Annotated in this window: 10 protein-coding genes, 2 tRNA genes and 1 pseudogene; 7 read left to right on the top strand and 6 right to left on the bottom strand. The window is 50.0% G+C overall.

Features of this window, described 5'->3' with window-relative positions:
- Window positions 1-60 precede the first annotated feature (60 nt).
- Window positions 61-1,845 carry a hypothetical protein gene (locus HRU10_06565; protein ID NRA26898.1) on the bottom strand — a complete coding sequence of 595 codons (1,785 nt, stop codon included), beginning with the start codon at window positions 1,843-1,845 and terminating at the stop codon, window positions 61-63.
- A gap of 213 nt (window positions 1,846-2,058) precedes the next feature.
- Window positions 2,059-3,792, bottom strand: a pseudogene (ggt, locus tag HRU10_06570) (gamma-glutamyltransferase).
- Between the two features lie 258 nt (window positions 3,793-4,050).
- On the opposite strand from ggt, the gene HRU10_06575 reads away from it, so the two are divergent.
- Window positions 4,051-4,127, top strand: a tRNA-His gene (locus HRU10_06575).
- A gap of 44 nt (window positions 4,128-4,171) precedes the next feature.
- Here the strand turns inward: HRU10_06575 and HRU10_06580 are convergent.
- From HRU10_06580 to HRU10_06595, 4 genes are all read right to left on the bottom strand, one after another.
- The gene (locus HRU10_06580) at window positions 4,172-4,924 is read right to left on the bottom strand and encodes a hypothetical protein (protein ID NRA26899.1); all 753 of its coding nucleotides are present in this window, start codon (window positions 4,922-4,924) and stop codon (window positions 4,172-4,174) included.
- Between the two features lie 170 nt (window positions 4,925-5,094).
- A complete protein-coding gene (locus HRU10_06585; protein NRA26900.1) occupies window positions 5,095-5,877 on the bottom strand; it encodes a sugar phosphate isomerase/epimerase in 783 nt (260 codons plus the stop codon).
- A gap of 5 nt (window positions 5,878-5,882) precedes the next feature.
- Complete coding sequence (locus HRU10_06590; GenBank protein NRA26901.1) at window positions 5,883-6,974, bottom strand: Gfo/Idh/MocA family oxidoreductase; 1,092 nt, start codon at window positions 6,972-6,974, stop codon at window positions 5,883-5,885.
- Window positions 6,975-6,982: 8 nt separating this feature from the next.
- Window positions 6,983-8,158: a Gfo/Idh/MocA family oxidoreductase gene (locus tag HRU10_06595; GenBank protein ID NRA26902.1), complete on the bottom strand. Its 1,176-nt coding sequence runs from the start codon at window positions 8,156-8,158 to the stop codon at window positions 6,983-6,985.
- A 157-nt stretch (window positions 8,159-8,315) separates the two neighbouring features.
- Here HRU10_06595 and HRU10_06600 point away from each other — a divergent pair, with 157 nt between their 5' ends.
- The 6 genes from HRU10_06600 (at window position 8,316) to HRU10_06625 (ending at window position 14,463) form a co-directional block, all read left to right on the top strand.
- Window positions 8,316-9,023 (top strand): helix-turn-helix transcriptional regulator, encoded by a 708-nt coding sequence (locus HRU10_06600; protein ID NRA26903.1) that lies wholly within the window; start codon window positions 8,316-8,318, stop codon window positions 9,021-9,023.
- Between the two features lie 169 nt (window positions 9,024-9,192).
- Window positions 9,193-10,632, top strand: coding sequence for a hypothetical protein (locus tag HRU10_06605; GenBank protein ID NRA26904.1), 1,440 nt, complete (start codon window positions 9,193-9,195; stop codon window positions 10,630-10,632).
- Window positions 10,633-10,764: 132 nt separating this feature from the next.
- Window positions 10,765-11,415 carry a 3'-5' exonuclease gene (locus HRU10_06610; GenBank protein NRA26905.1) on the top strand — a complete coding sequence of 217 codons (651 nt, stop codon included), beginning with the start codon at window positions 10,765-10,767 and terminating at the stop codon, window positions 11,413-11,415.
- A 49-nt stretch (window positions 11,416-11,464) separates the two neighbouring features.
- Window positions 11,465-11,538: transfer RNA gene (locus HRU10_06615), tRNA-Gln, on the top strand.
- A gap of 41 nt (window positions 11,539-11,579) precedes the next feature.
- Window positions 11,580-13,091 (top strand): PLP-dependent transferase, encoded by a 1,512-nt coding sequence (locus HRU10_06620; GenBank protein NRA26906.1) that lies wholly within the window; start codon window positions 11,580-11,582, stop codon window positions 13,089-13,091.
- A gap of 16 nt (window positions 13,092-13,107) precedes the next feature.
- Window positions 13,108-14,463, top strand: a complete 1,356-nt coding sequence (locus HRU10_06625) for a hypothetical protein (GenBank protein NRA26907.1) — start codon at window positions 13,108-13,110, stop codon at window positions 14,461-14,463.
- Window positions 14,464-14,479 lie beyond the last annotated feature (16 nt).

Below are 14,479 nucleotides of genomic sequence, written 5' to 3' on the forward strand. Positions count from 1 at the left end.
CTGACTTCCTTGATCGGAAGTCCGCCAGAGCCAACCACTTTTTAATTTTTTAGCGCATCCCTATGGGATGGCTGTGACCTTAGTTAAGGTTTCTTCTTCGACCCGACGTCCCACAATCCGGAGGACACTCCAAGCCATGACTGGGAATAGAGCGAAATAAACGAGGGCGCTCATGCCAGTGACCGCGACCAAAGTATAGCCACACAGGCTCGCGATCACCATCGTCGTAACCGCATAGGGCAGTTGGGTCGCAACGTGGTGAAGATGATCGCTACCGGTTGCCAAAGAAGAAAGCACTGTCGTATCTGAAATGGGACTGCAGTGATCGCCAAAAATTGCCCCGTCGAGCACCGCAGCCGCCGTAAGAATGAAAATGGCCATCTGAGATGGATTATCCATGCCCAGCGTCCAAGCAAAGGGCAGCATGATCGGGATCATCACGCCCATCGTCCCCCAGCTAGTCCCCATAGCCATGGCCATACCGGCCGCCAGTATAAACGTCAGCAACGGCACAGCGGCAAGCGGCAGCACATCACCCACCAGCGAAAGTAGATAGTAGCTCGTACCCAAGGCTTCGCAAATCGATTTCATCGCCCAAGCCATAGGCAGAATGAAAAGCGTGACTGCCAGAGTCGGGATCGAGCCAGCATAGGCAAACACAGCTTCTCTCACTTTGAGTATGCGTTGAGCCACCGGCATCGCGATAGCGAGCACGCCGCCAACGACCGCAGCCCAAAAGAGGATTAACGGCACACCAGGCCCCCCTTCCGGCAGACTCGGGTCGTAAACGGTGATACCGAAAATATCGCGCAGCCCGGCAGCACTGAAAAATTCAGGATCAATCCCATCCCGAGCCAAACGACTCGCCCCCACATATAAGATGCCAGCAATGAGACAAAACATGACGGTCGCCAAGGGTAACGCAGCGTTGATCCAGCGGTAAGGCGTTCCTTCAGGTGGATCCAGTCGCTCACTATTTTCACGCAATAAAGGACGTGCATTCTCTGCGATGATGGCACCTGTATCCCGCGCGCGTTGCTCTGCTTTGAGCATCGGACCAAAGTCCCGGCGCGTCATAATATTGATGAAGATAAAAATCAGCGTTCCCCAGCAATAGAAACGCACTGGAAGCATCTGGACAAAGATCTCATACCCTCCCGTTTCAAGTCCCAGCGATTGGGCTGTCGAACCAAGTAGCCAGACCTCAAAAGCGATCCAACTGGAAATCAACGCTAAGCCCGCAACCGGCGCCGTTGTAGAGTCGACAATATAAGCAAGCTTTTCGCGCGAGATACGGAAACGATCTGTAAGAGTCCGCATCGTTTGACCGACCACGACCGTATTGGAATAATCATCAAAAAAGATCATTAGGCCCGCACCGAATGTCGCCATTTTTGCAGAACGCGAGCTCTTGGCCACACGCATAAAGATCGCTGCTAATCCCTGAATACCCCCGCTTTTATAGAGCACGTGAAACATACCCACGAGGGCGAATAGAAATCCAAAAATATAGAGTGAGAACTGCCCAAGTATATTGGCTATCAAAAACTCGCGAATCGAAGCCGGGACAAAGACCACCGGGTTCACACCAAATTGAAGCATCGCACCGGTGACGAATGCCAGACTGAGCGCGCCCACCAGGGAACGGAAACCAATAGCAAAAACCACGGCTACCAATGGTGGCAGCAATGAGCTCCAGTGCCCCTGTCCCTCAGTAACTCCATCAGGAATCTCGCCCGTTGGGATAGAGGCCAAGATGACACAGATTCCTGTCAGAGCCAGTATACTGATAACCCATCGAACTGGCTGAACCCATAGGTTTACTTTTGTCTGCGATTGAGACATTAGATCTGTATCAATCTGTTTTATATACAGCGCAACACTTTGCATTAATATTTACTGTAATCGGTTCACAAATATCCCATAATTTTGACCAGTAGAGTAGAGAGCAACAAGTTGGCGAAAGCCACTTGTTGCTCTCTACTCTACTGGTCCAGGAAAAATTAGAGTTCCTATGGGATGACTGTGTATTCGATTCAGTAAATGGCCTCAAACTGCTCAAGGAATCCCCACAGTCAGGGCATTTTCGCGACGGGTATCGGAGGCACCATAGAAGATACCATCGATGAGCATGATACTCTGGGTACTACCCGAAGCAGAGCTGCTCTCTTTAACGGTGTGACCCATGGCTTCCAGGAGGCGGCGGGTATCGTAATTAAGGGTCTTTTCAACCCCGAGGGCATCAGGAAGCCATTGGTGGTGAATTCGTGGAGCCGACGTGGCTTCCGCGATGTTCAGTTCGTGATCAATGACGTTCATGATCACTTGCATCACGACAGTGATGATGCGTGAGCCCCCGGGTGATCCAGTGACCAGGTGCGCTTTGCCATCTTTCAACACAATAACGGGCGTCATCGAACTGAGCATGCGTTTGCCGGGCTCGATAGCGTTAGCCTCTGCCCCAATGAGCCCAAAGGCATCCGCTGTGCCGGGCTTGGCCGCGAAATTACCCATGTTGTTGTTATAGAGAAAACCCAAGCCCTTAGCCGCGATCCCATTTCCATAGCTGAAACGGAGTGTCGTGGTACAGGAGACGGCATTTCCTTTAGCATCGACGACAGAATAGTGCGTGGTCTCCGGGCTTTCATTAAAGGGATGAGGGTCGCTCGGGCCCAGGTCAGCGCTGACCCTCGCCGAATCTATTGGGATGCTAGAGCGTAGATCCGCGGCGTAGGCCTTCGAGGTGAGTCCAGCCATCGGCACATCTACAAAGTCTGTATCACCCAAAAACCTCGACCGATCGGCATAGGCGCTGCGCATCGCTTCAGCCATAAGGTGTATGGTCTGCGCTGTATTATGCCCATATTCCGAGATGGGATAGCCCTCAAGGATGTTGAGCATTTGAATGAGATGCACACCACCTGAACTTGACGGAGGCATCGATTGGATTGTGTAACCCCGATAATCCCCTTCCACCACCGGACGCCAGGCTACTTCATAGTCTTTGAGATCCTTAAGGGAAATTAGCCCCCCATGGGCAGCCATGTCCTCAGCGATTTTTTCAGCGATATCACCTGTATAGAACGCATCAGGCCCCGCATCTGAGAGGGTTTGGAGCGTCTGTGCCAGATCGGGAAGTTTAAGCGTGGTTCCCACCGCCGGCACTTCATTGCCGGTGCCGTAATAGAGCTCTTGAGTGTAGCTACTCTTAGACAAACGCTCCTGAGCACGCTTTAAATTGTAGTGGAGGTCTTGGGTGACTGTGAAGCCATCGCGGGCGAGTATAAGCGCGGGTTCGATCACCTCGCGCCATGACATAGAACCATAACGCTCGAGTGCCGCTTGCATCCCTCTAACCGTTCCTGGGACTCCAGCAGACAGATAACTAAAGTTAACCGATTGGCGGTCCACATTGCCCTAGCTATCGAGATACATGTCACGAGACGCAGCCGCTGGCGCCGTCTCACGGTGATCCAATGCCCATGTTTCTCCCGACTCGGCATCGTGTATGAGCATGAATCCTCCCCCACCTAGGTTGCCTGCTCGGGGCAGCGTCACCGACAAAACAAAGCCAGCAGCCACTGCAGCGTCGACCGCATTGCCCCCTTTCTTCAATACTTCAGCAGCGGCTTCGGTTGCGTAGAAATTTTGCGTCGACACCATACCCTCATAGCCCACGACCGGTTTGAAGATCGAAGAGGTTTCATAGATCGGATCTCGACCAGACTGAGCGAAAGCACCGAATTGGGACAGAATCAAAATGCTTAAGCAGCCATGCAAAAGAGCCTTCATATTCAACCTCCATGCGAAAAGTGCGCCAGAATGGGCATCGGGGTATCAAATTTTGAGCTTAGATCATACGCGTGGAGTGATGGCGACAGCCATTGCTTGACTTGAACTTTGATCCGTTCGAAGGCAATCGCTCTCGCGATCACCCTACAAAACATGAGTATGCCCCGCACTTCTGGTCACACCCCAATAAGAAATCTTCAGATAATCAGCCATTGACACGCTCTTAGACCAGATATTTCCTCCACAAATCTTTTTATGGTGGTCGTAGCTCAGCTGGTTAGAGCACCTGATTGTGGTTCAGGGGGTCGCCGGTTCGAATCCGGTCTTCCACCCCATTTTAATTTGATGGAATCGGGTCTACGCCAGAGGTCAGCTTTGGTCAAAAATCATATTTAAGGCTAACCACAGCATAGGTGACATCCTCATCAGTCAGCTCGTCTGATAGCGAAAATTGATGATAGACTGCCGAAGCCAGTGAGAGGCTTTCAATAATCTCAAACTGGGTATCCAATCCAACGGTGACATGAGTCCACGCGTTGATACCCCCAAGTCCGTCCCTGTAGGCGATATCCGCAAAGAAACCGATAGGTGCTGGAATGCTTTCAAACTCAAAACTCTTAGAAATTGCGAATTGGTGCCAGAAATCCGCATCAGCGATGGTGTCGCCGATTCCGTGCTCGGCGGCTATCTTATAGGAAGGCACCCATCCACCAGGAAGTAATTTGGGGAACTTGAGAGACAGCTCCCATTCATGGTAGTTGGGGTAGACGCTTCCTCCATTGTGATGATGGTGATACACCCAGCCCATGCCATAATTGACCTGGAAAGCCTCGCCGTCGAAAACTGTGTTCCCGTATCCGATCTTGTAATCGATTCGCTCTTTTGCCGCAAACTCTCCGCCCAATGCACTGCGGTGGGCTACAGTAATGCCTAAGCCCGTGTCTCCAATGTTGAGATGGACCGACTGAAGGAGCGCGGCTTCGTCGCCATAATATTTGCCTCCTTTATCCATGAGGCGACTCATGTATGTTACATCAGCAGATCCGTTCAGATCGATATCCACAGCGCGCGCAGCTTGGATAAGAAATAGGATCGATGTTACAAGGCAGATAGTCGGCAGGTCTAGTTTCATGACATTAATTGATTAATTAGTACCTCGAATAAGGCCCCACGTAGGTCGACCTAGACGCGCCAAAATGTAATATATTAACCAGATCGATACTTAACTCCCGATCTGCCATGTACACAAAAAACGGACCCCAACAAAATCAGGGCCCGCCAAAAAGCTATACTCTCAAGATCTCAGCTCAACAGATCACTGAGGTAAGCATAACTCGTTGCGATTGAATCAAAGGGATCTCCATCACACGTGTCTTGCTCTACAATAACATACTTGGTGCCAGCCTCTGACGCTGCCTGTAGGATGCCAGGGATGTCCAGATTGCCCTCACCGATCTCGCAATAATCAGGGTCTTTATTTCCTTTGATTTTGTAGTCTTTAAGATGAAGTACGGGGAGTCTTCCCGTTAGTTTCTTGCACCAAGCAGCTGGGCTCTGACCTCCCAACTGGACCCAGTATGTATCGATCTCTCCTTGTAAATTAGCAGAGGTAGTTTCGGCATACAGATATTCCAAAATCGTCGATTTTGACCCAGGAAATTTGCGGAATTCCATAGCATGGTTGTGATACATGAGCACTTTACCCTGCTCCGACAAAACCTTCCCCGCACGCTCGAGATCTTGGGCAAATTTTTCGATTGATGAACGATCGTCCAGATCTACTTCAGCCGGATAAGGATAAGCTGTATAGCGGCATCCCAAACGCTTAAGGCGTTCTGCTACCAGTTCGGGCTCGTTAATTATATCGAGGGCTGGCTCATGCGTCGCTACGATCTTCAGATCATTCTCAGAACACAGTTCAACAAGTGCTTCTGGCTCGATTAAATCCTTAGCGATCCCACTAATTTGGACATTCTGATAGCCGATATCAGCGACACGCTTCAGGGAGTCTTTGAGATCTGGAAGCGTTCGCTGATATTCCCGCGTGGTGTAAAGGGTTAGGCCAATTTGATCTAGTGTTATCATAGCATCTAAGAGGATCGACTTTCGTCAGCAAACTTTTGGGCAAGCATAGAAAGCTCAGCTGCCTTGAACACATAGTCTTGGTCCATCGCGTGCTCGGTCCGATTTAAACAATCCAGGACAAACTGACCGTAAAATGGATAGCCGATACGCCCTTTACATGGAATTCTGTGCTCACCTTTGTGGTCACACAAGTAGATGATTTGTTTTTCGTGAGGATCTGTTGCTAGGTCGGTGTATTTCCGAATTTCAATTGATCCCTCAGTCCCAAGGACAAACACTCGGCCATCTCCAAATGCCCGCACTCCGTCAGCAGAAAACCAGTCGATACGTGTATAGCAAGATACTCCATTACTGAGAGTCAGCGACGCCTCACCAAAGTCCTCTAAACCGGGCTTATCGGGATTCTCAAAGTTGTCGACACGGGCGTAATTAATCGTGGCGTCTCGAGCACCTCCATAAGCTAAAAACTGTTCGAATTGGTGAGAGCCTATGTCAGTCAAGATTCCGCCATACTTTTCTTTATCAAAAAACCAATCCGGTCGGAGGTTCTTGTTCAAGGTATGTGGCGCTAAAATCAACACCTGCAAGACTCTGCCGATGGCTCCTTGGTTGATCAAATCCGTAGCATGCCAAGCAGACTCGGTGTGTAGACGCTCAGAAAAGTCACAGAAATACTTTTTCTTCGTATCCGCGACCACTTTTCTGACCTCCTCAAGCTGCTCCAATGTCGTAAATGGAGACTTGTCTGTGTAATAATCCTTGCCGGCTTGCATTACTTGAATCCCGATCGATGAGCGCTCGCTCGGGACCGCAGCGGCAGTGACCAGATGAACCTCAGGGTCTTCCAATATCTGCTCAAAACTGGAAGCTCGAGCGACTTCTGGGTGTTTCTCAAGAAATTGATCTAGCTTTTTCGGATCTGGATCCCACGCCCACTTGCACACGCCGCCCGCATCACGCAGACCATTAGTTTGACCGTTAATATGACCGTGGTCAAAAAACGCAGCGGCAAAGATAAATTCACCCGTCTCGACTACGGGCTCAGGCTTCTCAGCCTTGGGTGCCCGCATCATTCCTTTCATGTCGTCATCACTCATAATAATTTCTATGCGCCTCCAAACGAGTTCTCAAAATCTGCACTGCTTGCAGCATTTTTATTCACCTTCTTCTCAAACGTCGATTCATCGATTTTGCGCTGAAGTTCAGCGACATAAGCCTCACCGTCCAGAGGAAGTTCTACCGTCTGGTCGGTAAAGCTAGAGTAAAGCATCGCATTACATAGTTCGACAGCATCACGGCCCTCTGAGGCCGGTGCTATCAGGTCTTCGCCTTTTAGAATAGCCTCGGCGAAATTCTTTAGGATCCCGACATGTTGCTCGCCCTTACCTTTTACCGGAATGTCTATGTTCCAGACTCCCGGGCGCGTAAATCCTCCGGGTTCGTTATTAATATGCTCCTGAACGCTCGTTTCCGTGCGCGTCCAGCGGATGCCGCTTACTCCGGTTTCGATTACAACCTTGCCTCGATCCGCCGCGATTTCCAGTCGGTTGGTTCCAGGTGCCTCTCCTGTCGTCGTAATGAAAACGCCCGTAGCGCCATTTGGAAACTCCATGTAGGCCGTTGCAGAATCTTCGGTCTCAATGTCGTGAAATTTGCCATACTGGCAAAAGGCGCGAACTCTCTCAGGCTTACCAAATAGCCAGCAGAGCAAATCAAGCTGATGCGGACACTGATTCATCAATACAGCTCCGCCTTCACCTTTCCAAGTCGCTTTCCAGCCAGCTCCATCATAATAACTTTGCGTGCGGTACCAGTCTGTAATGATCCAGTTAACCCGCCGGACTTCGCCCAGTTCCCCACTCTGAATCAATTTGCGTAATTTCACATAATGAGGGTCGGTACGTTGATTCAGCATCGCTGCAAATACTTGATTTGTATCTCTGTGGGCGGCTAACAGCTGGTCGCAATCTGCGATGTGCACGGACACAGGTTTTTCCACGATCACGTGCAGGCCAGCGTCGAGGGCTTGGATGCCGACAGTCGTGTGTGCAAAGTGAGGGGTGGCGATGATGACGGCGTCAACTTCGCCCGACTCAAACATCTCCTTTGGGTCTGTGAAACGTGCAAACTCTTCGTAATTTGCAAGGCGTTCTTCATCTGCATCGCAAACAGCGGCGAGTTCCAATTGAGGAACTTCCCCAGCCTTTAATTTGTTGGCATGATTCACCCCCATGGCACCCATCCCCACTATTCCAAATCGAACGGTTTTCTTTTCTTCCATCCCACTAAGATACAATAGTACACCTAATATTTAGAATGGATTCACATGCTATTTTTTGCATTATTGAATCATGAATTCGTCGCCAATTGGGAATTTTACAATAAAGAGCCTGAACCTTTTTAGACATCCTAAACGCTATTGGACCTGGCGGAAGAAAATGAATAACCACTTCAACCTCTGGGTAGCCATTGAAGGTTCAGGGATTATGTCTATCGATGGCATAAGATACCCATTTCAGCCTGGAACAGGATTCATTTTGAACCCAGGAGCACAGATCAGTGCCGAACAAAAAGTCGGCGACTGCCTCTGGAATCTCGCTATTCACTTCCTCTTGGAAAAAACACAAGCCGTCCAAGGTGGGCCTCTCGTAGAAACTTGTCATGGATTTCAAATTCGCGACATGGTCACGTTTCGTGCGCTCGCTGACTATGGAGAAAGTCTTAATAATACCAATGATCCCGTAACAGTCTCACAAAAATCTGGGATAGGCGAACAATTGTTGCTCATGGCTTATAAGGATTTCAGAGAGGCTGGCCAGAACCCCATGAGCAGAAAGATGGATGAACTTATGGCGCATATATACCGCTCCTTAGGGGATACGATCAACGACGTGGATGCTATGGCACGCTTCTGCGGCCTTTCGCGTTCCCACTTTTCACGACTGTTTAAACAACATGCCGGTCAATCTCCAAACTCTTTTCTCATCAACACGCGCATCATGGCTGCACGCAACCGTCTCCGCAATAGCTCCGCGACCCTAGAAACAATCGCTCACGAACTCGGTTATCGCGACGTCTACTTCTTCTCGCGTCAGTTCAAACAAAAGACTGGCATCACGCCTAATAATTATAGAAATCATGCCTGAGGGCTGTTTGGAGCTTAAGCGGCGGGACGCGTAACGAGCGTTAGACTTCCTCTATACATCAGCTCCTCCACCACTGATTTCCAGTGACTTACCAAAGCTGCCTTCAATTTATTTTAACAATCGATCAAAGAGAATATTGTCATCCAAAGCCTTTTTCATTTACACAGTAATGATGATAAAAGGCCCCCTTAACACCTATTTATTGATCTCCCTTCTATTGCCTACGCTGGCTACTACCGTCAAAGCCCAAGAATCTAATCTAGGATTTTACCCGCAGCTCACTCAGCCCGAATGGACTGCAAGCGATAGATACAACAACTTCGGGGGTATCTCTTCATCGAACTCTGAAAATCTTTATGACGGTTCTGGAGTCCAGGTGATTTATCCAGGCATGGAAGGTGCGTTCGTTGTGCAGGATGACTCACTGGAGCTCGGTGGTTTCTCTGATTTCCCACTGACGCGGACCCAGCAAGACTACTCTCTCACGAGCGAGGGAGTCGCGCAATTCGGATTCCGAGTGTACTCCTACAATGCAAACACCCCAACAGATTCGACAGCTAGTTTCTTCTATGATGAAAACACTGAAGAGGTGGTATTGGGGCAGCGCACAGGCAACCCACCCATCATTATTTTGCCTACTGCTACCATCGGACAAGTCTACAGCTACGACACGGTGGGTGAAAGTATCACCGAGATCGAAGGGGAGGCTCTAAACCTGACCCTAGGAGAAAATCACGGCTTCGACCTATCGCGCACCACCACGATCAGTAATTCATCAGTGCGCTATGTCTATGCCGGCTTCCAGACAGTGGATAACTTGCTTTTGGGAGCCGAAGATCCGAGCGAAACGACAGACGCATATGTAGCACTCGTAAGAGTCACTGAAATTACTAGTAATACCACCACCACGACCGAGTTAATCGGCGGTGACCTACAGACAGACCCCCTCACTATTCCCGGAGAAGACATTACCTCAACCAGCGTGGAATGGCTGGTACACGGCTACGGTGCAGTACGCTTCGTATTCACTACGGATGGGGGCTTTCTTGACCGCATTTTGGGAGCGCCGGTATTTGACAGTGGCGACGGCATTGTAAGCACCACATCTCTTGAGGACATTACCGGCTATAGCTATGACGGGACTGGGATTCCGTTTGATATAGTGAAGGAGTCTCGCGGAGTCGACGCGCGTGCCAAACCGCGAGATGCTACTGATTTTGTAGACAGCGATGGCAAGATTTCAATTTTGGGTGATTACACCACCTCAGCGCAGCCGGACAATTGGTGGAGCCGGCAGACAGACTCTCTCGGAGAGAACTGGTTTTATTCGCCCATCTTTGACGCCCTCGTTCGCGTTCCTGTTTCGGTCAGTGCTAGCAATCAGGGTGATGGATGGATCTACGTCGACCCCATTGGCTATGTCTATTCCGTCGAGCAAGAGGATGGAGAAATTTGGTGGTATATTCCGGGTCAAAACTGGGTATACACCACGTCAGAAGCTTACCCGTATTTCTTCAGTGCGGATGACAACGCGTGGCTTTACCTGCAGACAGTCGATAACACAGCCTGGTTTTTCTCTTTCGACGATGCCTCTTGGAACCGACTCTAATACAAGATAGGCAGAGCCACCATTTCTCTGTCCCCTTGGCTATCACAGTAGCGTCACGGCGCTGAAGCTAAGTCAGGCTTTTCAACAGGATCGAGTTCGCTCAATAGTCATTTAAGACTCTAAAGAGTGCGTATGGCACCCAAAATTCCGGACATCCATTTCATCGACTTCGAGGGTTCGACCCGGACCGGGGTAGTCGAATTTGGCATTACGACGTTACGCATGGGTAGATTGGAGACAACGCACACACGCTTGTGTGGGGCGCGTGCAACGCTGTTTTCGCGCGAAATTGAAGTCCACGGAATCACAAACAATGCCGTCGAAGGCTGCGAACCCATGGAAAACAGTTGGGAGCTGTTTCGTTCATTGCGAGAAAACGGTTTATTTGCCGCACATAACCATGTGGTGGAAAACACGCTCATCAATCAAGTCTGGCCGCACGGCGGTATATTTCCTTCATTCGGGGATGAAGTCGATGCTTCTGGGTGGGGACCGTGGATCGACACACGGTGGCTCGTACCAAACCTCTTCCGCGATGTTGCTTCCTGTGGGTTGATGGATTTGGTCGCGCAATTCGATTTGATTGAGACTCTAGATCATCACACGTGCGCATTTTGCCCAACTGATCGATGCCAACCTCACTGTGCGTTGTATGACGCTATCGCCTCGGCGGTATTATTCCGACACATTTCTCATATGGAGGCATTTGAGACATTTGGCATCAACGATTGGCTTGCTCATTCGCGCCCATCGCCAAACACAAGCCAACTCGAGTTCTTTTGAATTTGTCTTGACTGAGTGACCCACAAAATCACTTTAGAGAATTTCCTACTCCCTGATGGTGTAATGGTAGCACAGATGGTTTTGGTCCATTTAGTTGAGGTTCGAATCCTTATCGGGGAACCACTTTTATAAAAGCCGCCTCAATATAGGCGGCTTTTTTGGTTATGCCACACTACCCTCTCGGTGCTCAAATTCCCGCGTCCGCTCATGCGGTCAGCTCGAGCTTGCCCGATATGAACGCGGTGATCGGATACGAAGAAAACGATCCACAGGTCTTAAATGAACTAAAGTCAGGCTATCCTCGATTCGTAGTCCATGTATACATAGAAAAGCTCAGGGAGATATTTAAGAAGGAGCTTGGATTCGAAGGTCATGAGCTAGCACTTCTCAATTCGGATCAATCGATTTCACGGCTCTGCCGTCATCTTGGTGGAGGCGATATATCCCATGGTTTTCATCACGAGGTTCCATACGTCGCATATCCAGGGCGAAGAAAGTATCGCAAACGCGCAAAAGAATTTCTTCAGCACACAGGCATCGGAATTTCTTCGAGGGAAGCTGAGCAAGTTCTTGCTAATCTAGGGCATTTAAAGCCCGAGGCGGCTCAGAGAGAATCGAGAAACTACGCTTATCCCGATCAATTGGTGACCAACGCAATTGCCAAGCATTCGGGGATCCACGAGGAACGCATAACGCTTACGAACAGCGGAATGAATGCCTTTTATGCGGGATTTAAAGCCGCGGAATCCATACAGGGCGAGGTCGGCAAATCTATCTGGATTCAACTAGGCTGGCTCTACCTCGATACCACTCACGTGATTAATAAGCTGGGCAAATCGCGCACTGAAGTCGTCACAATTTGCGACGCGAGCGATCTTGTAGCGGTTAAGTCTGCATTTCATGAGCATTCCGGAAAGATCGCAGGCGTCATCACTGAAGCTCCAACAAACCCGTTAGTTCAGACAGCTGAGCTGAACGCGATAAGACGACTCTGCGATGCTGAGGGAGCCATCCTACTGGTTGATCCAACCCTAGCGAGCATAGCAAATGTCGATGTCACCGATTATGCGGATATTATTGTCACCAGTCTGACAAAGTATGCTGCCAATGAGGGTGATATTATGATGGGTGCTGTGATGCCTGGAGTTTTGCAGCCATGGACGGAGCGCTGGCTCGCAGATCTACGTCATTACGTCGAAACACCGTTTACAGGTGATCTTGCAAGGATGGCTGTGGAAATCGGCTCCTGGACTCATTATGCACAGCTGATCAATGCCAATTGCCGCAAGTTAGCCAGATTTCTGGAGGCACATCGTGCCGTGCGACGGGTATTTTGGGCCGAGGCAGTGACGAATCATCGCCGATTCTCGAAAGTGCGAAAAAAAGGAGGCGGCCCAGGAAGCATCATCACTATTTACTTACGACGGCCCGATCGCATGGCCGAGTTTTACGAACGCCTTGCCCTCGCAAAGGGTCCGAGTTTTGGAACGCGCTTCACACTCTGTTGCCCTTTCATGTATTTGGCTCACTACGACCTTGTGAGCACAGAGTCGGGACGCAATCAGCTCTGGGAATCTGGTATAGATCCTGATCTGTTGCGCATCTCTGTCGGCAGTGAACCGATTGATAGCATTATCGAAGCTTTTTCAGAGGCTTTAGACCCACTCTCGGCTTAGGCCCTTAAACATACCTATGCGAATCATACTTCACGGAATCGCTTGGCTCATCGCACAAATGCCCGACTCTATCCTAGAGTCTATTTGCAAAGGTTTTGCCCGTATTATACTCCTTATCTCGAAGAAGCGGCGTCAGGTTATCTACTCTAATCTCGACCATGCATTTCCTCGGACCGACCGCATCCAGCTAGACGCATGGACACGGACGAGTACCGCCCGTATGGTCGAAATGGGACTGCTTTCATTTTGCTCAGGAGCGATTAGCGAAGGCGCCATACAGAGGCGATTTACCTTGGATCCAGAAGCGAGGGCAATCCACCTGGCGGCGCAGGCGAAGAAGAAGCCAATCGTCGTCCTAGTGCCTCATCTGACCGCAATGGAGATGATGCCCTGGCTTCCCCACGCACTGCCCGAGACCCTGGAGGCTCAAGTGTCTTGCATCTATCGTCCTCTTGAAAACAAAACTTTGGACTCACATATACGCAATAATCGGACGCGCTTCGGCATGCGTCTGTTGTCGCGTAAAAGTGGATTGAATGCAGCCATGAAAACGCTTCGTAGCAATGGTATGGTCGCGATATTATTCGACCAAAATGTAAGGGACTCAGGCGTCGTTACCTTGTTTTTCAATCGTGTGTGCACAGCGACAGATTTGCCGGGTTTAATGGCACAAAAATTTGGAGCTTCTGTCCTCTTCGCCTGGTTCGAGCGCACCGGTTTCTGGCAGGGCACCTACCGAGCAAAATTACTTGATGAGCGCTGGTTAGCATCACCACTGCACGTCACCATAGGGGCACAACAGCGTCTAGAGAGCTTACTCAAACAGAATACGTTCATGATTCCTGACTGGCTATGGTCGCACAATCGTTGGCGAGGACAGACAGAGCCCGTTAAACGGCTGCGCATTGATCACAAGAAGAACAAGCTTAATGAGACTTTGGCGTTGTTGGGATTAACAGAGGTGCCACGCACTTTTCGGCTCTGCTTGCGCCTACCCGATAATCATGAATTAGCGCCCCCCCTGTTTGAAGCTGTCTCCCAGATCCGCCAACATCGACCCGATGCCTGGATCATCCTAGTAGCGCATCATAAAGTCCTAGCGGAAGCCGAATCTGCCGGGGTGGGCGATGAATGGGTTTCCAAAGAAGATTTCCGCCTTCTTTCTTACCGATTTATCGATACCGTAATTACCTTTCGAAGCGCTACGGATGAAGATGGCTTAATCGCTCGAATGAAGACATCTCAACGATTCGCCGCAACGCCCAAAGCAAAGCCGCGCAAGGGATTTACCCATACGGCACCCATCCCATCGGAAACCGAGCCCATCGAAGCGGCAAAGTTACTCCTTGAGCATTTCGGTCTTCCGCAATGATGCTGCTCAGACTCCG

It is taken from the genome of Opitutales bacterium (assembly GCA_013215165.1).
Lineage (GTDB): Bacteria > Verrucomicrobiota > Verrucomicrobiia > Opitutales > JABSRG01 > JABSRG01.

Coding starts and splice junctions, on each gene's coding strand:
- HRU10_06565 (NRA26898.1), bottom strand. CDS start 1,845: ATGTCTCAATCGCAGACAAAAGTAAACCTATGGGTTCAGCCAGTTCGA.
- HRU10_06580 (NRA26899.1), bottom strand. CDS start 4,924: ATGAAACTAGACCTGCCGACTATCTGCCTTGTAACATCGATCCTATTT.
- HRU10_06585 (NRA26900.1), bottom strand. CDS start 5,877: ATGATAACACTAGATCAAATTGGCCTAACCCTTTACACCACGCGGGAA.
- HRU10_06590 (NRA26901.1), bottom strand. CDS start 6,974: ATGAGTGATGACGACATGAAAGGAATGATGCGGGCACCCAAGGCTGAG.
- HRU10_06595 (NRA26902.1), bottom strand. CDS start 8,158: ATGGAAGAAAAGAAAACCGTTCGATTTGGAATAGTGGGGATGGGTGCC.
- HRU10_06600 (NRA26903.1), top strand. CDS start 8,316: ATGAATAACCACTTCAACCTCTGGGTAGCCATTGAAGGTTCAGGGATT.
- HRU10_06605 (NRA26904.1), top strand. CDS start 9,193: ATGATGATAAAAGGCCCCCTTAACACCTATTTATTGATCTCCCTTCTA.
- HRU10_06610 (NRA26905.1), top strand. CDS start 10,765: ATGGCACCCAAAATTCCGGACATCCATTTCATCGACTTCGAGGGTTCG.
- HRU10_06620 (NRA26906.1), top strand. CDS start 11,580: ATGCCACACTACCCTCTCGGTGCTCAAATTCCCGCGTCCGCTCATGCG.
- HRU10_06625 (NRA26907.1), top strand. CDS start 13,108: ATGCGAATCATACTTCACGGAATCGCTTGGCTCATCGCACAAATGCCC.